Origin of the sequence: Rhizobium laguerreae (assembly GCF_002008165.1) — a bacterium.
Taxonomy (GTDB): Bacteria; Pseudomonadota; Alphaproteobacteria; order Rhizobiales; family Rhizobiaceae; genus Rhizobium; species Rhizobium laguerreae.
The window spans coordinates 419,989-439,002 of record NZ_MRDM01000009.1 but is presented as its reverse complement, the minus strand read 5'-3'; the positions used below and the strand labels follow the sequence as shown (position 1 = coordinate 439,002).

27 protein-coding genes are annotated in these 19,014 nt (G+C 59.7%); 12 read left to right on the top strand and 15 right to left on the bottom strand.

Annotated features, from left to right (window positions below; translation table 11 throughout):
- Positions 1 to 165: 165 nt before the first annotated feature.
- Both BS630_RS08385 and BS630_RS08380 read right to left on the bottom strand, forming a co-directional pair.
- The gene (locus BS630_RS08385; RefSeq protein ID WP_077977034.1) at positions 166 to 1,548 is read right to left on the bottom strand and encodes a heavy metal sensor histidine kinase; all 1,383 of its coding nucleotides are present in this window, start codon (positions 1,546 to 1,548) and stop codon (positions 166 to 168) included.
- Positions 1,545 to 2,216 (bottom strand): heavy metal response regulator transcription factor, encoded by a 672-nt coding sequence (locus BS630_RS08380; protein ID WP_017956552.1) that lies wholly within the window; start codon positions 2,214 to 2,216, stop codon positions 1,545 to 1,547. The genes BS630_RS08385 and BS630_RS08380 overlap by 4 nt, the downstream gene beginning before the upstream one ends.
- A 184-nt stretch (positions 2,217 to 2,400) precedes the next feature.
- Between BS630_RS08380 and BS630_RS08375 the strand changes: the two genes are divergently transcribed.
- The 4 genes from BS630_RS08375 (at position 2,401) to BS630_RS08360 (ending at position 4,791) form a co-directional block, all read left to right on the top strand.
- A complete protein-coding gene (locus tag BS630_RS08375) occupies positions 2,401 to 3,006 on the top strand; it encodes a hypothetical protein (protein ID WP_165503755.1) in 606 nt (201 codons plus the stop codon).
- A gap of 8 nt (positions 3,007 to 3,014) precedes the next feature.
- Positions 3,015 to 3,665 carry a cytochrome b/b6 domain-containing protein gene (locus BS630_RS08370; RefSeq protein WP_077977032.1) on the top strand — a complete coding sequence of 217 codons (651 nt, stop codon included), beginning with the start codon at positions 3,015 to 3,017 and terminating at the stop codon, positions 3,663 to 3,665.
- 82 nt (positions 3,666 to 3,747) lie between these two features.
- Positions 3,748 to 4,455: a molybdopterin-dependent oxidoreductase gene (locus BS630_RS08365; protein WP_245310399.1), complete on the top strand. Its 708-nt coding sequence runs from the start codon at positions 3,748 to 3,750 to the stop codon at positions 4,453 to 4,455.
- 96 nt (positions 4,456 to 4,551) lie between these two features.
- On the top strand, positions 4,552 to 4,791 hold the full coding sequence (locus BS630_RS08360; protein ID WP_077977030.1) for a hypothetical protein: 240 nt from the start codon (positions 4,552 to 4,554) through the stop codon (positions 4,789 to 4,791).
- 74 nt (positions 4,792 to 4,865) lie between these two features.
- Here the strand turns inward: BS630_RS08360 and BS630_RS08355 are convergent, their stop codons facing one another.
- From BS630_RS08355 to BS630_RS08335, 5 genes are read right to left on the bottom strand one after another with little or no spacing between them, the layout of a single operon-like run.
- Entirely contained in the window at positions 4,866 to 6,023 is a 1,158-nt protein-coding gene (locus BS630_RS08355; protein WP_077977029.1) for a glutathionylspermidine synthase family protein, read from the bottom strand.
- Position 6,024: 1 nt separating this feature from the next.
- Complete coding sequence (locus BS630_RS08350) at positions 6,025 to 6,618, bottom strand: DUF1190 domain-containing protein (protein ID WP_029871133.1); 594 nt, start codon at positions 6,616 to 6,618, stop codon at positions 6,025 to 6,027.
- A gap of 12 nt (positions 6,619 to 6,630) precedes the next feature.
- Positions 6,631 to 7,032 carry a DUF350 domain-containing protein gene (locus BS630_RS08345; protein WP_003550237.1) on the bottom strand — a complete coding sequence of 134 codons (402 nt, stop codon included), beginning with the start codon at positions 7,030 to 7,032 and terminating at the stop codon, positions 6,631 to 6,633.
- A 35-nt stretch (positions 7,033 to 7,067) separates the two neighbouring features.
- Entirely contained in the window at positions 7,068 to 7,724 is a 657-nt protein-coding gene (locus BS630_RS08340; RefSeq protein ID WP_077977028.1) for a YjfK family protein, read from the bottom strand.
- Complete coding sequence (locus BS630_RS08335; protein WP_077977027.1) at positions 7,721 to 8,776, bottom strand: ion channel; 1,056 nt, start codon at positions 8,774 to 8,776, stop codon at positions 7,721 to 7,723. The genes BS630_RS08340 and BS630_RS08335 overlap by 4 nt, the downstream gene beginning before the upstream one ends.
- Positions 8,777 to 8,879: 103 nt before the next feature.
- Here BS630_RS08335 and BS630_RS08330 point away from each other — a divergent pair, with 103 nt between their 5' ends.
- From BS630_RS08330 to BS630_RS08305, 6 genes are all read left to right on the top strand, one after another.
- Positions 8,880 to 9,326: a YjfI family protein gene (locus tag BS630_RS08330; protein WP_032992943.1), complete on the top strand. Its 447-nt coding sequence runs from the start codon at positions 8,880 to 8,882 to the stop codon at positions 9,324 to 9,326.
- Positions 9,323 to 10,057, top strand: a complete 735-nt coding sequence (locus BS630_RS08325) for a PspA/IM30 family protein (RefSeq protein WP_077977026.1) — start codon at positions 9,323 to 9,325, stop codon at positions 10,055 to 10,057. Before BS630_RS08330 ends, BS630_RS08325 begins: the two co-directional genes overlap by 4 nt.
- Before the next feature lie 275 nt (positions 10,058 to 10,332).
- Positions 10,333 to 10,818 (top strand): type II RES/Xre toxin-antitoxin system antitoxin, encoded by a 486-nt coding sequence (parS, locus tag BS630_RS08320; RefSeq protein ID WP_077977025.1) that lies wholly within the window; start codon positions 10,333 to 10,335, stop codon positions 10,816 to 10,818.
- Complete coding sequence (locus tag BS630_RS08315) at positions 10,815 to 11,321, top strand: RES family NAD+ phosphorylase (RefSeq protein WP_077977024.1); 507 nt, start codon at positions 10,815 to 10,817, stop codon at positions 11,319 to 11,321. Before parS ends, BS630_RS08315 begins: the two co-directional genes overlap by 4 nt.
- A 110-nt stretch (positions 11,322 to 11,431) precedes the next feature.
- Positions 11,432 to 11,689: a ribbon-helix-helix domain-containing protein gene (locus BS630_RS08310; RefSeq protein ID WP_003550229.1), complete on the top strand. Its 258-nt coding sequence runs from the start codon at positions 11,432 to 11,434 to the stop codon at positions 11,687 to 11,689.
- Positions 11,689 to 12,060, top strand: a complete 372-nt coding sequence (locus BS630_RS08305) for a type II toxin-antitoxin system RelE/ParE family toxin (protein ID WP_077977023.1) — start codon at positions 11,689 to 11,691, stop codon at positions 12,058 to 12,060. Before BS630_RS08310 ends, BS630_RS08305 begins: the two co-directional genes overlap by 1 nt.
- A 159-nt stretch (positions 12,061 to 12,219) precedes the next feature.
- On the opposite strand, the gene BS630_RS08300 is transcribed toward BS630_RS08305, so the two are convergent.
- The 5 genes from BS630_RS08300 to BS630_RS08280 form a co-directional block, all read right to left on the bottom strand.
- Positions 12,220 to 12,945, bottom strand: a complete 726-nt coding sequence (locus BS630_RS08300) for an amino acid ABC transporter ATP-binding protein (RefSeq protein WP_077977022.1) — start codon at positions 12,943 to 12,945, stop codon at positions 12,220 to 12,222.
- Positions 12,923 to 13,582 (bottom strand): amino acid ABC transporter permease, encoded by a 660-nt coding sequence (locus tag BS630_RS08295; RefSeq protein WP_077977021.1) that lies wholly within the window; start codon positions 13,580 to 13,582, stop codon positions 12,923 to 12,925. The genes BS630_RS08300 and BS630_RS08295 overlap by 23 nt, the downstream gene beginning before the upstream one ends.
- On the bottom strand, positions 13,579 to 14,250 hold the full coding sequence (locus tag BS630_RS08290; RefSeq protein ID WP_077977020.1) for an amino acid ABC transporter permease: 672 nt from the start codon (positions 14,248 to 14,250) through the stop codon (positions 13,579 to 13,581). Before BS630_RS08290 ends, BS630_RS08295 begins: the two co-directional genes overlap by 4 nt.
- Positions 14,251 to 14,329: 79 nt before the next feature.
- A complete protein-coding gene (locus tag BS630_RS08285) occupies positions 14,330 to 15,115 on the bottom strand; it encodes a transporter substrate-binding domain-containing protein (protein ID WP_077977019.1) in 786 nt (261 codons plus the stop codon).
- A 3-nt stretch (positions 15,116 to 15,118) separates the two neighbouring features.
- Positions 15,119 to 15,868, bottom strand: coding sequence for a GntR family transcriptional regulator (locus BS630_RS08280; RefSeq protein WP_077977018.1), 750 nt, complete (start codon positions 15,866 to 15,868; stop codon positions 15,119 to 15,121).
- A gap of 253 nt (positions 15,869 to 16,121) precedes the next feature.
- Between BS630_RS08280 and BS630_RS08275 the strand changes: the two genes are divergently transcribed.
- On the top strand, positions 16,122 to 16,388 hold the full coding sequence (locus BS630_RS08275; protein WP_077977017.1) for a type II toxin-antitoxin system prevent-host-death family antitoxin: 267 nt from the start codon (positions 16,122 to 16,124) through the stop codon (positions 16,386 to 16,388).
- Entirely contained in the window at positions 16,385 to 16,813 is a 429-nt protein-coding gene (locus tag BS630_RS08270; RefSeq protein WP_077977016.1) for a type II toxin-antitoxin system VapC family toxin, read from the top strand. Before BS630_RS08275 ends, BS630_RS08270 begins: the two co-directional genes overlap by 4 nt.
- A gap of 40 nt (positions 16,814 to 16,853) precedes the next feature.
- Here BS630_RS08270 and BS630_RS08265 read toward each other — a convergent pair whose 3' ends face one another.
- Genes BS630_RS08265 through BS630_RS08255 form a run of 3 tightly spaced genes read right to left on the bottom strand, consistent with a single transcriptional unit; the run spans position 16,854 to position 18,963 of the window.
- Positions 16,854 to 17,624 carry an amino acid ABC transporter ATP-binding protein gene (locus BS630_RS08265; RefSeq protein ID WP_062943009.1) on the bottom strand — a complete coding sequence of 257 codons (771 nt, stop codon included), beginning with the start codon at positions 17,622 to 17,624 and terminating at the stop codon, positions 16,854 to 16,856.
- 12 nt (positions 17,625 to 17,636) lie between these two features.
- Positions 17,637 to 18,296: an amino acid ABC transporter permease gene (locus BS630_RS08260; protein WP_077977015.1), complete on the bottom strand. Its 660-nt coding sequence runs from the start codon at positions 18,294 to 18,296 to the stop codon at positions 17,637 to 17,639.
- Positions 18,297 to 18,300: 4 nt separating this feature from the next.
- A complete protein-coding gene (locus tag BS630_RS08255; RefSeq protein WP_026158188.1) occupies positions 18,301 to 18,963 on the bottom strand; it encodes an amino acid ABC transporter permease in 663 nt (220 codons plus the stop codon).
- Positions 18,964 to 19,014 lie beyond the last annotated feature (51 nt).

Below are 19,014 nucleotides of genomic sequence, written 5' to 3'. Positions count from 1 at the left end.
GTCAAGACCATGAGCGGTCGGAGTCGTCATGTCCTTTATGATCACCATGTCGCAGAAAGAGTTGCATCGCCTCGAAGTCATTCCCTCACAGCCGCCGGTACGCTTCGGGGCGCAAGAGCGCCTTTTGCTTTTATTTCCGGCGGCTTTCAAATTGGGGCTGGCAACTTACACCGGAAAGGAGAGGCGAAAACGGATCATTCCCTCCTCTGGGCATGAAACATCCGCTAAGCCCGCATGCAGCCGCATGATGGCATCGACGATCGCTAGACCCAGTCCGTGCGAAGACGAGCTGCCGCTGCGGGCCGCGTCTACCCGGTAAAAGCGGTCGAACAACCGGTCCAACTGGTCAGGTGACAGGCTCACTCCCTCGTTCTCGACCTCGATGATCGCCTTATCACCAGCACTGGCTGCCCGCAGCCGGACCGTTGTACCCTCCCGGCCATGACGAATGGCATTGACGACAAGATTGCCCACGGCCCGGCGAAAAAGGTCAACACTGACATTTGCAACGCCCGCAGCCTCGATCCTGAAGCGCATATCGCGCTCTAATGCCAGGCCTTCGAAATAATCGGCAATCTTGTGAAGTTCACGGTCCATGTCGACCGCGACCTTATCGACCGGCTGTCGTCCCTCGTCCGCCCTTGCAAGGAAAAGCATATTCTCGCTCAAGCGGTTGAGGTGCTCGAACTCCTCGAGGTTCGATTCCAGCACGGACTTATATTCATCTACAGTCCTTGGCTGGGCAAGCGTGACCTGGGTCTGGCCGATAAGGACGCCAAGAGGTGTACGGATTTCGTGCGCGAGATCGGCGGAAAACTGCGACAAGCGTTGGTAACCGTCGGTAAGCCGGTCCAGCATCGCGTTAAACGCGCCGGCCAAGGCACGCAGCTCCGTTGGGGCGTGAAGGACATCCAGCCGCACATGCAGCTGCCCTGGATGAATCTCGGCAGCTCTGGTGGCCATATCCCGGACCGGCAGCAAGCCACGCCGCAAAAGGCCATAGGCGATCGCGGTTGCAACGATGACACCAGCAATGGTCGCCATCAGGAAACGGTCGCGGAACGTCGCCAGCATGGCCTGTTCGTCGGTCATCGGGTGTCCGGCCACAACCTCGATCGGTTCGTTCGTATCCAGTGCTTTCGTCTGCACCGAAGTCCAGTAGACCTCAATACCGGCGCTGGTGACTGTTCTGGCGGTGGACGACGCAGCGGCGGCGGGCGGAGGAAGTGAGATCCCGTCTGGATTGACCTCAATCATGACATCTCCCGAGGGATGGCGGAAAGCAAGGACGTCGCGCTCGGCGCCAAGCATCTTTGCAATCAGCAACGGCCGCTCCTTCAATTCGCCGAGAGGATACATCTCGCTGACAAGCCGAGCATAATAGCTGGCCCGGCCCGAGACGATCGTCTCTATGCGCTGTTCCTGTGAGGAGCGCACCGAGTGATAGAAATAAATGCCAAGCGCACCAGTCAGAACGCAAAGGACTGAGACATAGGAGGCCATCAGCCGCAGGATGAGCGAGGATGATCTTTGACTGTTGCGGATCATGCATCGAGGCTCAGGCTGTATCCGACACTTCGGATCGTGGAAATCAGTTTTCGCCCGAAAGGCGCATCGACCTTCGCTCTTAGCCGCTTGACTGCGACGTCCACGACATTCGTATCGCTGTCAAAATTCATGTCCCAGACTTCAGAAGCGATCTGCGTGCGCGACAAGACCTCGCCCTGCCGCTTCATCAGCAGGTGGAGAAGCATGAATTCCTTGTTGGTGAGCGCAATTTCGACCCCGTCTCTCGTCACTTTGCGTCGCAGCACGTCCAGCCGCAGGTCCGCTACCTCGAAGACATCGCTTTCGCGCGTCAGGCCGCGACGCAGGATCGTACGGACGCGCAGTTCCAGTTCGACGAAAGAGAAGGGCTTCACCAGATAATCATCGGCTCCGAGCCGTAAGCCACGAATGCGATCGTTCACATCATCACGCGCAGACAGGAAGATGACGGGCAGATCGCGCTGTTCACGAATGCGGCGGATGATCTCCCAGCCGTCGATGCCCGGGAGCATGACATCGAGAAGGATCAGGTCATAGACCTGCTGCATCGCCAGATGCACACCATCGGTGCCGGTACGGGCCAGATCCACGGCGTAACCGCTCTCCCTCAGCCCCTTGCGGAGATAGTCACCGGTCTTTGGATCGTCCTCGATGATCAGGATTGCCATTTTTTCCCGCCCCCTGCCCCTCTATCTCAGATCATTGTCTTCTAGCAATTCACGCGAGGCAATTCGGTGGAAGATGAATGACGAAATTGTCATTCTGGCGTCACCGCAGAGAGCCGACCGCCGGTCTAGTTTCACTCCATCCCTTTCAACTGGTAGCGAGGTTCTTAAAACAATGCATCATTCCATGAAATCGACTTTCCGGTCGGCAGCACTAACGATCACACTGCTCACCACCTTGGCCGGCACTGCCAGCGCGGCAGATCCGGTGCGCGTTCGCGGCGCCATCACGGAGGTCACGGAGGATGCGATCCATGTCAAGGCGCGAGACGGCAAGGACGTTGCCGTGAAGCTTTCGGCCGGCACCATGGTCATATCCGTCGCGCTCACCGATCTGAGCGCGATCAAGGCCGACAGCTACATCGGCACGGCTGCCGCCCCGCAGCCGGATGGAACGCTGAAGGCTCTTGAGGTGCACATCTTTCCCGCCTCCATGCGTGGCGTCGGCGAGGGCTCCAGACCATGGGACGGCGCCAAGGACAGTTCGATGACCAATGGCGCGGTCGGCAGCATTCTCGGGACCGACGGCCGCACGCTGACGGTCAAGTATAAGAACGGCGAGAAGAAGGTCTTTGTGCCTGCCGATGTTCCGGTCGTCAGCCTCGAGCCGGGCGACCGCTCGCTCCTGGCAACCGGCGCGAAGCTTGTTCTGCTCGCCACAAAGGCCGAGGACGGCTCGCTGACGGCGGTATCCATCAGCGTCGGCGCTAACGGCATAGCGCCACCGATGTGAGGCGCAGGATGCGACAAGAAAAGAACGATCCACGGTCGGCAGGTCATCCTGTTGTGGTTCGCCTCACGCACTGGATCAACGTCTTTGCGATGGTGTGTATGGTGATGAGCGGAATGGGCATTTACAATGCCCATCCCATCCTACCCTTCCGCTTCCCGGAGGAAATGACGCTTGGCGGCTGGCTTGGCGGATCCACGGCCTGGCATTTCGCGGTGATGTGGCTCTTTGTCGGCAACGGCGTCGTCTATCTCGCCTTCGGCACGGCAACCAATTATCTGCGTAAACGCATGCTGACATTGCGCCTCGGCGATCTCCTGCGCGATCTTGGGCTCGCACTGACTTTCGGCCTCCGGCATGAAGCTCACGGCTACAATGCCATTCAGAAGGTCATGTATCTTGGGGTTCTTCTTCTCGGCGTGTTGATGGTTGGGTCTGGATTGGTCCTCTGGAAGCCCATCCAGTTTGGCCTGTTAACGGCGCTCCTTGGCGGCTTCGACTCCGCCCGTATCGTGCATTTCACAGGTATGACGGCTCTGTTGGGATTTCTCGTCATCCACGTCGCTATGGTTGCCCTTGTTCCGAAAACACTGCTGTCCATGACTGTTGGTGCGAGACTTTTGAAGAGAAGAAAGGAAAAGAGTGATGGCGGAGCAGCCTGAGCCGAAAAAAGTGGCACCCGCCACTCTATTGTGGCGCAAACAACAAAAGAGCGGAGTTGTGCTCGGTGACCATCGTCCTCAATTGGAAAATATCAGCCGACGCCTGTTCTTTCGCCAGGGCCTCTCCTTGGGCGCGCTGACGGTACTGACGGGCTGCACTCTCCAGGACAACACAGCTGTCGACAAGGTACTGTGGGCGATGTCCCGCTGGAACGACCGGGTGCAGGCGCTCCTGTTCGACCGCAGTCGGCTCGCACCGACCTACAGGCCAGAAGACATTACGGACCCGTTTCCGTTCAATGCTTTCTATCCCGAGGACAGCGCACCGGAGATCGACCTCCTGGAATACAGGTTGGAAGTCTCCGGACTCGTCGACAAAAAATCACCGTGGAGCCTTGATGATCTTCGCCGTTTGCCGCAGGTCTCCCAGATCACACAGCATATCTGTATAGAGGGCTGGAGCGCGATCGGTGAGTGGAGCGGCGTTCCCCTCAGCGTCTTCCTCCAGCATATTGGCACGGACATGACAGCCAAATATGTCGGCTTCAAATGCGCGGACCGCTACTATTCCAGCATCGACATGCCGACAGCACTGCACCCGCAAACCATCCTCGCACTCGATTTCGGCAAGGATCCCTTGTCGATGAAATATGGCTCGCCCATGAAGCTTAGGGTGCCGACCAAACTCGGATTCAAGAACCCCAAGCATATCGTTGAGGTGTTCGTTACCAATGATTATCCGGGCGGCTATTGGGAGGATCAGGGCTACAACTGGTTCAGCGGGCTTTGAAGAGCTGCCGTGGCGATAACGTATATCCGGCGAAGCGCCTCGGCGATGGCAAGGATATCCCGTTGAAAGGCCCGCTTCTTCGAAAGCCTATACGCGGTGCAGCCTGCCGGCGAGATCTCGCGCTACAGGGGTCCGCTGTTCCTGGCAGTCGGCACGCGTGACAGTATCGTCTTTCCCCAGCCCGCTCTCGCCAAGTCGCTGCTATCTTATCACGATGGTCCGGAGGAACTGTGGACTGAATCGGTTGATCACGGTTTCGGCGTCGAACGGAGTGCTGAGACGGTGAACAAGCTGATTTCAGCGACGGTCGCCTTCTTGAAGTCCAACGGCCAATGACCGTGGGGGGCGCATGGCCGGCAACTCTCGACGTGTACACGAAGATATCTGCGCCTGAAGCGATATATCTCCTCTTATCCTACGATGACGTGCGGTACGAAACGCGACAAGTTGGCGGTTATGCGCGAGCGGTCCTCGCGGACCGCAAGACCGCAGGCGCGATCACCGACGATCCAGCTGCCGAGCACGGCGAAGCCGCCATCGCTTTCGAAAAGCGGCGCATAGGCCTGGACGATAAAACCTTCATCGCCATAATCGCCGGGGGCGGAAATCAATTCCCGACCATCTCGGAATATCGTGACGTTCTCGCCTTCTCGCGACAGCAGTGGTTTGCGCACATAGTCGCTCAAGGTCGAGGCCGCCGAGTCGTCGGTGAAATAGCTGGGCAGCAGGTTGGGATGATTGGGGTGGCGCTGCCAGAGCAGAGGCAGAAGGCCTTTGTTGGAGAGCACGGCCTTCCAGGCGGGCTCGACGAAAACATCACCCGAGCGCACGAGGTCGCGGGCGAACGGCTCGCGCAGCATGAATTCCCACGGATACAGCTTGAAGCAACGGTCGATCACCCGATCCTGGAGGTCGGTGTAACGGCCCTGCGCATCGATGCCGATCTCGCGGATGTCCAGAAGCTCGACGCGATGGCCGGCCTGCACTGCACAGTCCATCAGATAGACCGTGGTGCCGCGATCCTCCTCATTGTCGGTCATCGCCGCGAAGTGGAAGATCGGTTCCTTGGAAAATTGCTCGAACGCCTCAACGAGGCTTTCCTGCAAGGAATTGTACTGGTCCGCATCCTTGGGCAGGATACCCAAAGCCACCTGGTCGGTCAGCCAGTTGAACTGGAAATAGGCTGTCTCAAACACCGAAGTGGGAGTATCGGCGTTATATTCGAGCAACTTGGCCGGGCCAGTGCCGTCGTAAGCCAGATCGAATCGGCCGTAGAGATGCCGGTCGCGGCGTTGCCAGGAGCGCTGCACTACATCGCGCAGGTCCTCCGGAATGGCTAGCCTGTCGAGCGTCTCTTCGCTTCTGACGATATCGCCGACCATATCCATGCACATGTCGTGCAGTTCCTGGCTCGGCCCTTCGATCTGCATCTCGATTTCATCGAGCGTGAACGTATAGGCGGCATCGTCGAGCCAATAGGGCTCGCCATACATGACGTGAAACCCGAAGCCGACGGCGCGCGCCTTGTCAAGCCAATCAGGACGCGCCGGAAGGGTGATGCGTTTCATATCAGCCGCCGAAACTGAAGGACGAACGGCCCCCGAAGCCTTGACGGGCAACGGTGCGGGTGTTGACGTTGACCGGCTTAACAGTCTGACGCGAGGGCGCGATCGCGGTGTCGTTGCCGCCCGAGCGAACAGTCGTTGTCACCGTTTGTCCCGAGCGATTGCGATAAATCGGTGTCGAGCCGTAGGAGCCACTCTCCTCCTGGCGCCGGCGATAATTGTAATAGTCGCCGATGTTGTTCAGTGCGGAAGACAGCACGTAGCCGGTCAGGAACGGCACGAAAAAGCTGCCGCCTCCGCCGGTATTGTTGGGGACGGCACTGGCCGACTGTTCCGTGCACTGGCCCGAGCCGTATTCTGCCTCGCAGGCGGCCATGCCGTTGAAACGCGGCGCGGCGGCGAGATGGGCGCGCATCGCATCCTGATAGCCGGCCTGGCAGACCTGCCGGTCCATGCCGGAAGTCACGCATTGGTCGACCGAGGTGAACATCGTCTCCGAAGGAGTCTGATCGCCGCAACCCGACAGCGCCAGGGTCGAGGCGGCGATGGTGCCGAGGGCCAGGAAAGGTCGCTTGTGCCCGCTCTTACGTCTGCGCATCATTCCCTCCCCTCAATAGGTCATGCAGGCGGCGTTGAGAATACCGATGACCAGCGCGATGCCGCCGCCCCATATGCCCGCGGCGATATCGCCGGCAGTGATCTTTTCATGCAGATCCGTCATGGTGAAATTCGCAATATAGTAAGCCAGGATCTGCGCCAGAATGCCGACCACCGCCCATATGATGTAGTCGACGATGCTGACCGAATTGGCTGCGGCCGAAGCCAGAGGCAGGCTGAAACCGACAAGCGCGCCCAAGAATGCCGTGACGGCGGCAAGATTGCCTGCGCGAATAAGTTGGACTTCCTTCTGCGGCGTCAAGAATGTGTAGATCACCGCGAAAACGCCGTAGGCGGCAAGACCGACGGCGAAATAGCCGAGGAAGGCAGGCAGACCCGCCACATAATCGAGCATTGAAAAAGTCCTCCGTTGAAATTGATAGGATCCCCTCAGACGCGGCGAACATCGGCCGGAGCGAGTCCGTAGCCGATCAGAAATTCCACCGAACTGCCCGCCTGGCTCTGTCCGAGATCGAGGTCGCGCTCGACATTGATCAAAAGCATTTCGCGCGTCGAGCCAAGCGGGCGATAATAAAGCATGCAGGTCTGGTGAATGGAGCGCTGCGCCTCACCGTCGTCGACCTTCTCGACAAACTCCGCCAATGGGGTGCGTTCCGGGCCTTCGCCCCAGAAGCGGCTATAGAGGATGCCGTCGGCATCGTAGGTTGGCTGGCCGATCAGGCCGTCCTGCCCGGTCCAGCGGTTCCATTCGCCCTGCCCGGCAGGCACGACGCTGTCCCAGGGCTGATAAAAGCTGATGTCGTCGACATCACCCGGCTGGCCCGACGTCGACATCACCTGAATCATCCGATGGTCTTCATCGTAGTAGCGCGACAGAACCGTCGCGGCATCGAGCGAAACCTCACCGTAGGCGGCAATGATGAACGGGCCACTCCGTGGCAGCGGCATCGCCGGCTGGCCGGCCAAAGCCTCGGCTTCGAGGGAGAGGAAATCGATCTCCAACGCCCCGCCGATGGCGGCGCTCAACGGGCCAAGTTCTTTGGGTAAGGGCCTTTCGTTCTTGTCTCTGCCGAACCACCCGATCATGATACGTCTCCCATTCGAGCCCAAGCGATGGCAGCGGGATCTAGCCGCATTCCGCTGATGTAGTAAAGGGTCTCGCCGCCCCGAAGCGGCGTCTCGTCTCGGCAATTGAGGTCGGTCACGCCCTGGCTCAGCATGCCCACCAGCGTCACATTGTGCTGACGTTTGAGGCTTAAAAACACGTCCCCATAGAGTAGCGGGGTTTGCAAGGGCGGTACCGGCAGGGAAAAGGCCGTGTCGGTGGAGGCGGCCGACAGCAGCCGTGCGGCGATTTCCGAAGAGCCCGGATCACGGGCGGAACGCGACAGCAGCTCCTCGGCGAGCGAGCCCACCGCCTCGACGCGCGGCCGGCGTTGTTTGACCATCAGTGCCGTGCGGTCGTCGGCGAAATAGGCCACGATATGGGCATTGGGGGCGTGGTCTTCGGCAATCAGCACGGCGGCCAGCGTCTCGTCGTCATTTGCTCCGCGCGCGATGATCGCGCGCGCCTTCGCCACTCCGGCCCGCACCAGAGCGTCGGCATCGGCAAGCCGCTCGGTTCTGATATAGTCGGCGTAATTGCTGGCGGGATTTTCCGGCAGGTCCTTGGCAACCAGAACACTCATCGGTTCATTGGCCTGTCGTTCGGCGTACAGCAGCCGCAGCGTCTGATATGTCTGCCCCTCTTGCCAGCCCAGGACGATGATATGGCCGGCGCGTTCGCTGTAATCACCCAATCCACGCATGCGGTTCCTCCAGATCGTACCGATAGTTGTCAACAACTTGCCAAGAACAGCGGTGAAGATGGCAATGCCGCCGGGAAGAACGAACAGGACGGCAATTAATCGGCCCAGCCCCGATTTTGGAGAAAGATCGCCATAGCCGACAGTCGTTGCCGTCACCATATAGTAATAAAGAAAGTCGACCGGACTGCCGACGAGATCGCTTTCGCCGGCCAGCATGAAGAGCAGGTAAGAAGCGATCAGGTGGATTACGAGGATAACAAAAAGGGCTGACCAGGCCAATTCGCTGAGCGAGAGATATACACGCCGCATCAATGAAGCGATAAATGGCAAGCGATTCGCCCCCGTTCCTAACGCGTACCCTAGCGAAATTTATTTAGCGCACCAGATCTTTAAGTTGCAAACCGATTACCCAAATATTTTGACGTTCCAACCGATGGAGGACTTTTTGGAGACCTGGAACCTCACCACCTTAACGCGCCTGTTCGCCGCCGATCCCGACGCCCTGGGCGATGTGGATGTAGCCGTACCCGAACAAGGCGACGTCATATGTGTGACTCTTAAGGAAAAAGGCGATCTCGACGTCTTCGTCGCAGTGAGCGGGGAGCGCGACATCCTTGTCAGCGCAGTTCTGGTGCCCTGCAAGGACGTGCCCAATCGAGAAGCCTTCGAACGAATGGTGCTGAAGACCCACAAGTTCGTGCCGCTCTCCAGCTTCGGCATCACCACGATCGACGGTGAGGAATGGTATGAATTGTTCGGCTCGCTGTCAGCACGCTCGCCGGCCGAGACGGTGGTCGAGGAAGTCGCGATTCTGGCTGCCAATGCCGTCGATGCGGCGCACATGATTGAAGAATGGAAAAGCGGGGAGATTGCAGCGTGAGCACCTGGGGAAAGATTTTCACCGCCATTCGCGGCGGCATCAACGAGGCAGCGGAAGCGGCCGCCGACAGCCAGTCCATGCGCATTCTTGATCAAGAAATCCGCGACGCCGAACAGTCGCTGCGTGCGGCGCGATCCGATCTGGCCGGCATTATGGCGGCCAACAAGAGCGTGATGCGCCGACTTGACGAAAACCGCGCCAAGGAGACCAAGGATACCGACAGCGCTCGCGCCGCGATCTCCGCGGGCCGCACGGATCTGGCGCAGGGTCTCGCTCAGCGCATTGCCGGTACCCGTGCCGAAGTGCAGCGCGACCAAGAAGAGCTCGATCGGCTACTGCCCCGCCAGCAGCAGATGCTGCGCACGATCCAGGAGACCGAAGCGCGCATTGCTCAGATGAAGCGCGAGGTGGAGAATGTCAAAGCCAACGAGTCGCTGCTGCGCGCTCAGTCGGCGATCGCCCATAGCCAGTCGGGCATCAATACCCGCCTCGGCAGCGCCGTCGAAAGTCTCGAACGCATCAAGAAACGCCAGGAAGTCACTGCCGGCCGCATCGAAGCCGGTGCTGAGCTGGCCGCGCTGGAAAACGGCAGCGACCTCGATCGTCAACTGCGCGAAGCCGGCATTGGCAGTTCCAGTCACTCGGCCGACGACATCCTTGCACAGCTGATGGCACCGAAACATTCGGTCGAGCCCATCTTGCTGCCAGCGCCGACCAGCAAAAAAGACTGACAATCCCGGGAGCGGCAGCCCTGCCTGCCATTCCCGCACGCTTACGGAATTGGAGCGCCGCGACCCAGCCTCTTAAAGCAGTGGGATCGCGGCATTTCAATCCGCTGCAAGCTGCCCTTGGCAGGCAGTGCCATCGCCGCCTGCCCGCTTGTTTGGCGCCGGCAGCGAGAAAAGGCACGGTTCCGCGGCCGATACGCCGGATACGCCCGTCAGATCTTGAAATTCATCGCGACACATGACATATAAAAAGCGACAGATGACGTAGGAGAAAGATCATGGCCGTCGCAGCAAAAGCACCTGCTTCAGCGGCAGGCGGTGGTGAACTGCAAAAAATAGAGGCATTGCTCGGCGGCTCGCGCATTCTGTCGCGCAGCCTGACCAATGCTCTCGACGCCCATGAGCTACTCCTGCACGGCCTGCCTGCAACGGCGCTGGATCATCTTGTCGGTACTCTCGTCGTCCTCGGCAAGAACGAGTCCCTCGAAAAGGCGGTGGGCATGAGCTTGCGCACCTGGCAGCGGCGGAAGGATACGCCTTCCAAGCCGCTCAGCCAGGAACAGAGCGGCCGCGCGTGGAAATTCGCCGAGATTCTCGCAAAGGCAACGGATATCTTCGGATCGCAGGCGGAAGCCGAACAATGGCTGGAGCGTCCGGCGGTCGGACTTGAGCAGCGCCGCCCGATCGATCTTCTCGGGACGCCCGCCGGCGTCGAGCTTGTCGAAGATCATCTCGATCGCATGGAATACGGCGTCTATGCATGACCTTTTTGCCGATCGCGCTCGGCGGGGCCGAGCTGGTCGCGTGGCGGCTCGATCAGGCCGTCCATGCGCCGACTTGGGATAGCGGAGAAGGCGCCTATCGGGTTGGCGGCCGCTGGAACAGCAAGGGGGTTCGCGCGGTCTACTGCTCGCTCGATCCCGCGACGGCGATCCTTGAAGTCGCGGTCCACAAGGGGTTTCGGGCTCTCGACACGGTGGCGCATATAATGACAGCAGCCGTCATTGCCGATGCCGGCGATATCCATGTTGTCGATCCGGGAAGCGTGCCCAATCCCAACTGGCTGCGCCCGGGCATTCCCAGCGCCGGGCAGCAAGCCTTCGGAGACGATTTGCTTCGACAGCATCGTTTCGTGGCGATCCCCAGCGCGGTCTCGCGGCATAGCTGGAACCTGATTTTTCTGGCAGGCGGCGCAACGGGCGCCTATGCGCTGAAGTTCCAGGAGGCTTTTGCCCTCGATACGCGGCTGCATCCGCCCACGTCATGAACGTCTTGGAGCCACGGGGATATTTGGAAGGGACCGAATCTCAATGTCAAATATTGACATCGCAAACCGGATGCAGAACAATTTCAGGAATTTGATAAGGAGGGTGCTACATGACCAGCAGCCTGCATGTGAGCTTGCCCGATGAAATGCGCGCCTTCGTCGACATGCGCGCCAACGGGAAGAGCCAGTACACGACGCCGAGCGAATATGTACGCGCCCTTATTCGCGAAGATATGGCACGCGAAGAAGATCGCCGCTATGCCATCCGCTCGCTGCTGCGGGCGGAAGAGGAATTCCGGCGCGGAGAGATGCTGCCCCTTTCCGCTCTGGATGCTATCGACGCGGAGCTGGATGAAGAACTGCGCTAGTGGCTCCTCGCGTTCTCATCCTGCCGACCGCCCTTGATAACTACCGTCTGGCAGTCCGCGAAACGGCGCGAAAATGGTCCGCCGAACAGGCGAAAGCCTATGGTCGCTTGCTGCGGGCGGGATTTGAAGGCATCCCCGAAGCCTATGCCCGCGTAAGGATAAAAAAAGACGAGCGCGCCGGGAATTCGCTCTTCCGGCTCCACAAGATAGAACACCATTACGCCGCATACATCGTCGTTGACGACTCAACCTTCGTCATTGCCGCGGTCTTGCATGAGCGGATGGATATTCCAGCACAGCTGAGGACAATCGAACGATTGTCCGACAGAGAGTATGAAGCGTTGATGGGACATCCTCGGCCGAAGTCCTGAGGACGGTCGGCCGCGATCACCGGCGGCGCGACGGCAGATCGAGCAGCAAGCCCTGTTAGATAGGCGAGAGGCGTCCGGTTGCCGAGCGGATAATCGATGCGCAAACGCAGCACGCCATAAAAATGCTCGATCCGCCAAGTCGGCTATTCTCACTGCGTCTTAGTTGACACCGAGAAATTGCTTCAACTCCGCAGTCTGCGGATTGGCAAAGACGTCCTCCGGCGGGCCTGCTTCGTGGACTCGGCCCTGGTGCATGAAGACGACGCGGTTGCAGACGTCGCGGGCGAACTTCATCTCGTGCGTCACCATCAGGAGGGTCATTCCCTCGGCGGCGAGTTCGCGCACGACGGCCAGAACTTCGGCGACCAGTTCCGGATCGAGCGCCGAGGTGATCTCGTCGCAGAGAAGCGCTGTCGGCTGCATGGCGAGCGCGCGGGCGATGGCGACACGCTGCTGCTGGCCGCCCGAGAGCTCGTCCGGATAGGCGTCGAACCTGTGGCCCAGCCCCACCCGCTCCAGCATCTTGCGGGCGGTGGCCTCGGCTTCGGCTTTCGGGGTCTTCTTGACCACGGTCTGCGACAGCATGACGTTGCCGCCGACAGTCAGGTGCGGGAAGAGGTTGAACTGCTGAAAGATCATGCCGACCTTGAGGCGCAGTGCCTTCAGATGGACTTCGTCATCAAGGAGCTGCGCGCCGGCCACGGAGATGGAGCCGTCAGTGATGGTCTCCAGGCCGTTGATGCAGCGCAGCAGCGTCGATTTGCCCGAGCCGCTCTTGCCGATGATGGCGATGACCTCGCCGGCCTCCACATCGAGATTGATGCCTTTCAGCACCTCGGTGGTGCCAAAGCTCTTGCGGACTTCAGTGATTTCGATGAGCGACATTGAGCTTCCTTTCCAGGATCTGGCTGCTTTTTGACAAAGGCCAGCAAAGGGCGAAGTAGATGAGAGCGACGAGCCCGTAGACGGTGAAGGGCTGGAAAGTGGCATTGGTGACGACCGTGCCGGCTTTCGACAATTCGACGAAACCGATGATCGAGGTCAGCGCCGTTCCCTTGACGATTTGAACGGAGAAACCGACCGTCGGCGGTATGGCGACCCTCAGCGCCTGCGGGAGAATGACATAGCGCATCTGCTGCAACCGGCCCATACCGAGGCTGGCGGAGGCTTCCCATTGACCCCGCGCGACCGCTTCGACGCAGCCTCGCCATATTTCGGCGAGAAAGGCGGCACTCCACAGGGTGAGCGCCAATCCCGCAGCAAGCCAGGCCGGCACGTCTATCCCGAAGAGGCCGAGACCGAAAAATGCGATGAAGAGCTGCATCAGCAGCGGCGTGCCCTGGAAGAGCTCGATGTAATATTTAGCGAGTGCCTTGAATGCCTTGCGCTTGCTGATGCGCAGGAACAGCAGCCCCAGTCCGACCGCGCCGCCGCCGATGAACGAAACGAGCGAAAGCAGGATCGTCCAGCGGGCGGCGAGCAGCAGGTTGCGCAGGATGTCCCAGAGTGTGAACTCGATCATCGTGCTGCTCTCCTCGGGAAAATGAACCCACCGACCACCCCCAGCAGCTGCCGGAGCAGGATCGCCAGCACAAGGTAGATGGCTGTCGAAACGATGTAGGCCTCGAAGGCGCGGAAGGTTCGCGATTGTATGAAGTTTGCGGCAAAGGTCAGATCCTCGGCGGCGATCTGCGACACCACCGATGAGCCGAGCATGACGATGACCACTTGCGACGACAGCGCCGGCCAGATGCGCTGCAGGGATGGTACGAGAACGACATGCCGGAAGGTTTCGAAGCGCGTCATGGCGAGGCTCTCGCCAGCCTCGAACTGGCCTTTCGGGGTTGCCTGGATGCCCGCGCGGATAATTTCGCAGCTATAGGCGCCGAGGTTGACGACCATCGCGAGGTTGGCAGCCGTCAGTTCGGGAAGCTGCAGGCCGAGCGACGGTAGACCGAAGAAGATGAAAAAGAGCTGGATCAGAAACGGCGTGTTGCGGATCAGCTCGACATAGGTCGCAACGACAGGCTTCAGCCAGGCGGGGCCGAGTGCCCGCACCCAGGCACAGAAGATCCCGAGCGATATGCCAAGCACGCCGCCGATCGCGATAAGCTCCAGGGTGACCAATATGCCCTTGATGATCTCAGGATAATATTCAAGCAGCCAGCCGAATTCGAAATGATAGCTCAAGGAACTGTCCCCTCTTGCGGTAACGGAGCATCACGTCATCCCGCGTGCGGACGCGGGATGACGTCCGTAAGACCGTGTCCTAGAGATCCGAGGGAAGATCGGCGCCGAGCCACTTCTGCGATATGGCGTTCAGCGCCCCATCGGTTTTTGCGGCGGCGATGATGCCGTTCACCTTCTCCAGAAGCGCCGCCTGTTCCTTGTTGAGGCCGATATAGCAGGGCGAGTTCTTGATGAGGAACTTCATCTCAGGGCGCTTGGGGGGATTCTTGGCGAGGATCGCCGCGGCCACGACGTTGCCGGTGGCGATGGTGTCGACCTGGCCGGACAGGAATGCCGAGATGGTGCCGTTATTGTCCTCGTAACGCTTGATCGTCGCATCGGTCGGCGCGATCTTCGTCAGCTCGAGATCCTCCACGGCGCCGCGCGTGACACCGATGCTCTTGCCGGCGAGATCTTCCACCTTGGCGACCGAAAGATCGGCCGGTGCGAACACGCCGTTGAAGAAGGGGGCGTAGGCCGCGGTGAAATCGATCACCTTTTCGCGCTCCGCATTCTTGCCGAGGCTTGATATGACCAGATCGACTTTGTTCGTCTGCAGATAGGGAACGCGGTTGGCGCTGGTGACCGGCACGAGTTCGGTCTTGACGCCGAGCTTTTCGGCAATGAGATTGGCTACATCGATGTCGTAGCCCATCGGCGCCATATCGGTACCGACGCTGCCGAAGGGCGGGAAATCCTGAGGGACGGCGACACGCAGCGTACCGCGCGCCGTGATGTCGGCGAGAGCATCGGCGTAAGACGCGGAGCCGAAGCCGAAGGTTGCAGCCAGGGTCGCGATTGCGAAGAGGACTCGTCTTGTCAGCATGGTTTAATTGCTCCTTTGGATTTGTGGTTTTTGGGGTCTGACAGTTGGGGCGGAGGATACGGTCTTGGGAGGAAGGGACAGGGAACTGCGCAGTTCCGAGAGCGGGTCCGGGCGTGTGGTGAGGTCGAGGCCCGTTTCCACTTCGTCCAGATGTTCGATGGAGAGTTCTGCGGCTCTGACGAAATCGCCCGCTTGCATGGCCTCGAAGATGCGGCAATGCCCGTCATGAGACTGTGCTGCATGAAATTCGGACTGATAGAGCATCGAAATGAGGATCGTCCTCGCGGTGAGATCGCGGAGGATATCGACGATGATAGCGTTACCGCTCAATTCTGCGATGCGGATGTGGAAATCGCCCATCAAATAGGTCAGGCGCTGGCGGTCGCCCGCAGCCATTGCGCTTTTTTCCTCGTTCAAATGCGCGCCGAGCGCTTCGCGTCCCTCGTCCGTCAGCACACGCATGCTGCGAAGCAATCCGGCCTCGATGACGCGCCGTGCCTCATAGACCGCGATCGCCTCTTCACCGGACGGCTCGACGACAAACCAGCCCCGTCTCGGACTGACATGCACGATGCCGCGTGTTTCCAGGCGCATCATGGCTTCGCGGACACGGGTTCGGGACACGCTGAAGAGCGCCGCCAGCTGGTTTTCGCTGAGACGCGTCCCAGGCCGAATTTTAGCTGAAAGAATCCCGGAAACGATCGTCTCCTCGATGGTCTTTTGCGTGCTCTCAGATGTGTGGCTATCTTGCATACAAGACAGGAAAGCAAAGCTCGTGCCAAAATCCTGCGTTCAGGATTTCCAAGATGTCTCGGATCCCTCCCTTGGAATTTGCACGCTGGGATGCAAACTGAGCGTAAATTGAGCGACTCCCGCAATTCCTTGCAAACTCCTCAGCGTCGGCCACCCAAAGCCGGCAAAGCCCCTTCCCTGTCAAAAAGTTGCTTGCGGCTAGACCGCTTCGGCTTATATAGTCATGATAGTCACTATAGTCAGGATATAGCGAATGCAGCCCTCACGACCAGAGGATAAAAGTTGGACCGTCGCCAGTGCGAAGGCCAAGCTGTCTGAGGTTATCGAACGCGCGCAAGCAACGCCGCAAACGATCATGCGCAATGGTAAACCAAGCGTCGTCGTCGTTTCGGCCGAGGAATGGCAGCGGAAGACCGCCCGCAAGGGCACCCTTGCAGAGTTTCTGATGCAATCGCCGCTGCGTGGCGCCGATCTGGACGTCGAACGACAGCGCGACGAACCGCGTGATCTCCAGCTGTGAGACTTCTGCTGGACACCAATGTGCTTTCCGAGGTGACAAGGCCGCGTCCCGATGCACGTGTCCTACAATGGCTGGACAGTCTCGACGAGGATCGCTCATTCATCAGCATCGTATCGATCGCGGAGATTCGGCGTGGTGTTGCATTGATGGAAAGCGGGCGGAAGCGCGACGCGCTGGCTGAATGGCTTGCCCAAGACCTGCCGCAGCGCTTCGAACAGCGCGTCATCCCTGTGGACCAGCCGGTTGCGATAGCCTGGGGCGACGTGATGGGGCTCGCAAAGCGAAGCGGACGCGGCTTGTCGTCAATGGACGGCTTGATTGCTGCCACCGCGATTGCTCACGATCTCACTCTCGCCACGCGCAATATAAAGGATTTCGAGGGCTTTGGGATCGAGCTTGTCGACCCTTGGACCGAACGCTCGTGACGACCCACCGAGCGGATCGTCATGAGATCTTTCTTTTCGTCTAGTTGAAACTCGAGGTTTTGAGGAATTCCGCCAGCCGTTCGGTCTTCGGGTGCACGAACATGTGCTTCGGATCGCCCTCCTCGCAAATAACGCCCTGGTTCATGAAGATGACGCGTGACGAAACGTCGTAGGCAAAGCGCATCTCGTGGGTGACGAGCAGCATGGTCATGCCGTCGGCGGCAAGCCCCTTGATCACCTGGAGCACTTCGCCCACCAGCTCCGGGTCGAGCGCAGAGGTCACTTCGTCGAACAGCATCAATCTCGGCGACATGGCGATGGCGCGGGCGATCGCGACGCGCTGCTGCTGACCACCGGAAAGCTGTCCGGGATAATGGTTCGAGCGGGCGGAAAGGCCGACACGATCGAGCCATTTTTCCGCGATGGCACGGGCATCCGGCTTCGCCATTTTCTTCACCTTGACGAGGCCGAGCATGACGTTTTCAGCGGCGCTCATATGCGGGAAAAGATTGAACTGCTGAAACGCCATGCCGGTCAGCGCGCGCTGGCGTGCAATCTCCTTCTCGCTCTTGCGGCGCCGCGTCGCGCCTTCGGCGCGGTAGCCGATCTCCTCGCCATCGAGGCTGATCGTGCCGCCCTGGAATTCCTCGAGCATATTGATGCAGCGCAGCAAGGTGGTCTTTCCGGAGCCGGACGAGCCGATGATGGAAATGACTTCGCCCTCCTCAACGGCGCAATCGACGCCCTTGAGGACTTCGTGGATGCCGTAAGTCTTGCGCAGACCCTGGATATCGAGAATGGTCTTGGCCATCGGGGTGTCTCCTCAGGACGGCAGGGCGGTCTTGCGCTCGACATATTTACCGAAGTGCTCGATGCCGTAGTTGATGATGAAATAGAGACCACCGGCCAGGAAATAGAACTGGAGGCTCATGAAATTGCGGGAGATGATCTCCTGCGTGCGCAGGAGAAGCTCCGCGACGCCGATGACGGAGAGCAGCGTCGAGGCCTTCACCATCTCGGCCGCCGTATTCACCCAGGCCGGCAGGCACTGGCGCATGGCCTGCGGCCACAGCACCGAGGTGAAGGTCTGGGTAAAGGTCAAGCCGATCGCCTTGGCGGCTTCGGTCTGCCCTTTCGGGATCGCCTGAAGCGCCCCGCGCACGATTTCGCCCACATGGGAGGAGCAGAAGATGGCAAGGGCGAGCACGCCGGCCGAGAACGGCCCGAGATCGAGGCCGACGGCGGCGGAGACATAGTAGCTCGCGAGCACCAGCACGAGCACCGGCGTGCCACGGATGATATCCGTATAGGCGCGCACGGCCAGACGCAAAACAACGCCGCCATAGACAAGCGCCAAACCGACGAAAACGCCGAGTATGGAACCCGCGAGGATGGCCAGCAGGGAGATCGACACGGTCACGCCGATGCCGTTCATGACGACGTATCGGGCGATCCAGAGTTGTTCGAGAAAGGAGTGGGACATCGGCTTATCTCGGCAGGGCCAGACGGCGCTCGACGAAGCGCATCACGGCGGCGATGAGGAAACAGGTTGCGACATAGAGGGCTGATGTGACCATCCAGGTCTCTATGACGCGGAAGCTCTCGACATTGATCTTGCGGGCGGCAAAGGTCAGTTCCGGCACCGCGATGGCGGCGGCGAGCGAGGTGTCCTTGAAGAGCGAGATGATCGTCGAGGACAGCGATGGCAGCACGTTGCGCAGCATCAGCGGAGCGATGATGGAACTGCGGATCTGCATCCCCGTCAGGCCGATGGCGAGCCCCGCTTCCGTCAGTCCTCTCGGAATGGACAGCAGCCCGGCGCGGAACACCTCGGCCAGATAGGCACCTGAATAGAGGGACAGAACCAGGACGAAGCTTTTTATCTTGTCGAGGCGAAAGCCCATCTGCGGCAGCGCGAAAAAGACGAAAAGCACCAGGACGAGAATCGGCAGGTTGCGAATGACAGTGACATAGACCCGTGCCGGCACGACTGCAAAACGGCTCTTGGAGGTCAGGGCGAAGGCTACGACAAGGCCGATCGCGGCCCCGATCAGGATCGAGATCACCGCAAGGCCGAGACTGAGCGCCAGCCCGCTCAAGAGAAAATCGAAGTTGCGCCAGACGGCAGCGAAATTCAACGTGTAACCCATACGGGCCGCCCTTTCAGACCAGAGCATGATGCCGAAAAGTGCGAGTGGTTT

Bases quoted from the DNA above. Each gene is read 5' to 3' on its own strand.
- BS630_RS08385 (WP_077977034.1), bottom strand. From the start codon at position 1,548: ATGATCCGCAACAGTCAAAGATCATCCTCGCTCATCCTGCGGCTGATG.
- BS630_RS08380 (WP_017956552.1), bottom strand. From the start codon at position 2,216: ATGGCAATCCTGATCATCGAGGACGATCCAAAGACCGGTGACTATCTC.
- BS630_RS08375 (WP_165503755.1), top strand. From the start codon at position 2,401: ATGAAATCGACTTTCCGGTCGGCAGCACTAACGATCACACTGCTCACC.
- BS630_RS08370 (WP_077977032.1), top strand. From the start codon at position 3,015: ATGCGACAAGAAAAGAACGATCCACGGTCGGCAGGTCATCCTGTTGTG.
- BS630_RS08355 (WP_077977029.1), bottom strand. From the start codon at position 6,023: ATGAAACGCATCACCCTTCCGGCGCGTCCTGATTGGCTTGACAAGGCG.
- BS630_RS08350 (WP_029871133.1), bottom strand. From the start codon at position 6,618: ATGCGCAGACGTAAGAGCGGGCACAAGCGACCTTTCCTGGCCCTCGGC.
- BS630_RS08345 (WP_003550237.1), bottom strand. From the start codon at position 7,032: ATGCTCGATTATGTGGCGGGTCTGCCTGCCTTCCTCGGCTATTTCGCC.
- BS630_RS08340 (WP_077977028.1), bottom strand. From the start codon at position 7,724: ATGATCGGGTGGTTCGGCAGAGACAAGAACGAAAGGCCCTTACCCAAA.
- BS630_RS08330 (WP_032992943.1), top strand. From the start codon at position 8,880: ATGGAGGACTTTTTGGAGACCTGGAACCTCACCACCTTAACGCGCCTG.
- parS (WP_077977025.1), top strand. From the start codon at position 10,333: ATGGCCGTCGCAGCAAAAGCACCTGCTTCAGCGGCAGGCGGTGGTGAA.
- BS630_RS08315 (WP_077977024.1), top strand. From the start codon at position 10,815: ATGACCTTTTTGCCGATCGCGCTCGGCGGGGCCGAGCTGGTCGCGTGG.
- BS630_RS08310 (WP_003550229.1), top strand. From the start codon at position 11,432: ATGACCAGCAGCCTGCATGTGAGCTTGCCCGATGAAATGCGCGCCTTC.
- BS630_RS08300 (WP_077977022.1), bottom strand. From the start codon at position 12,945: ATGTCGCTCATCGAAATCACTGAAGTCCGCAAGAGCTTTGGCACCACC.
- BS630_RS08295 (WP_077977021.1), bottom strand. From the start codon at position 13,582: ATGATCGAGTTCACACTCTGGGACATCCTGCGCAACCTGCTGCTCGCC.
- BS630_RS08285 (WP_077977019.1), bottom strand. From the start codon at position 15,115: ATGCTGACAAGACGAGTCCTCTTCGCAATCGCGACCCTGGCTGCAACC.
- BS630_RS08280 (WP_077977018.1), bottom strand. From the start codon at position 15,868: ATGCAAGATAGCCACACATCTGAGAGCACGCAAAAGACCATCGAGGAG.
- BS630_RS08275 (WP_077977017.1), top strand. From the start codon at position 16,122: ATGCAGCCCTCACGACCAGAGGATAAAAGTTGGACCGTCGCCAGTGCG.
- BS630_RS08265 (WP_062943009.1), bottom strand. From the start codon at position 17,624: ATGGCCAAGACCATTCTCGATATCCAGGGTCTGCGCAAGACTTACGGC.
- BS630_RS08260 (WP_077977015.1), bottom strand. From the start codon at position 18,296: ATGTCCCACTCCTTTCTCGAACAACTCTGGATCGCCCGATACGTCGTC.
- BS630_RS08255 (WP_026158188.1), bottom strand. From the start codon at position 18,963: ATGGGTTACACGTTGAATTTCGCTGCCGTCTGGCGCAACTTCGATTTT.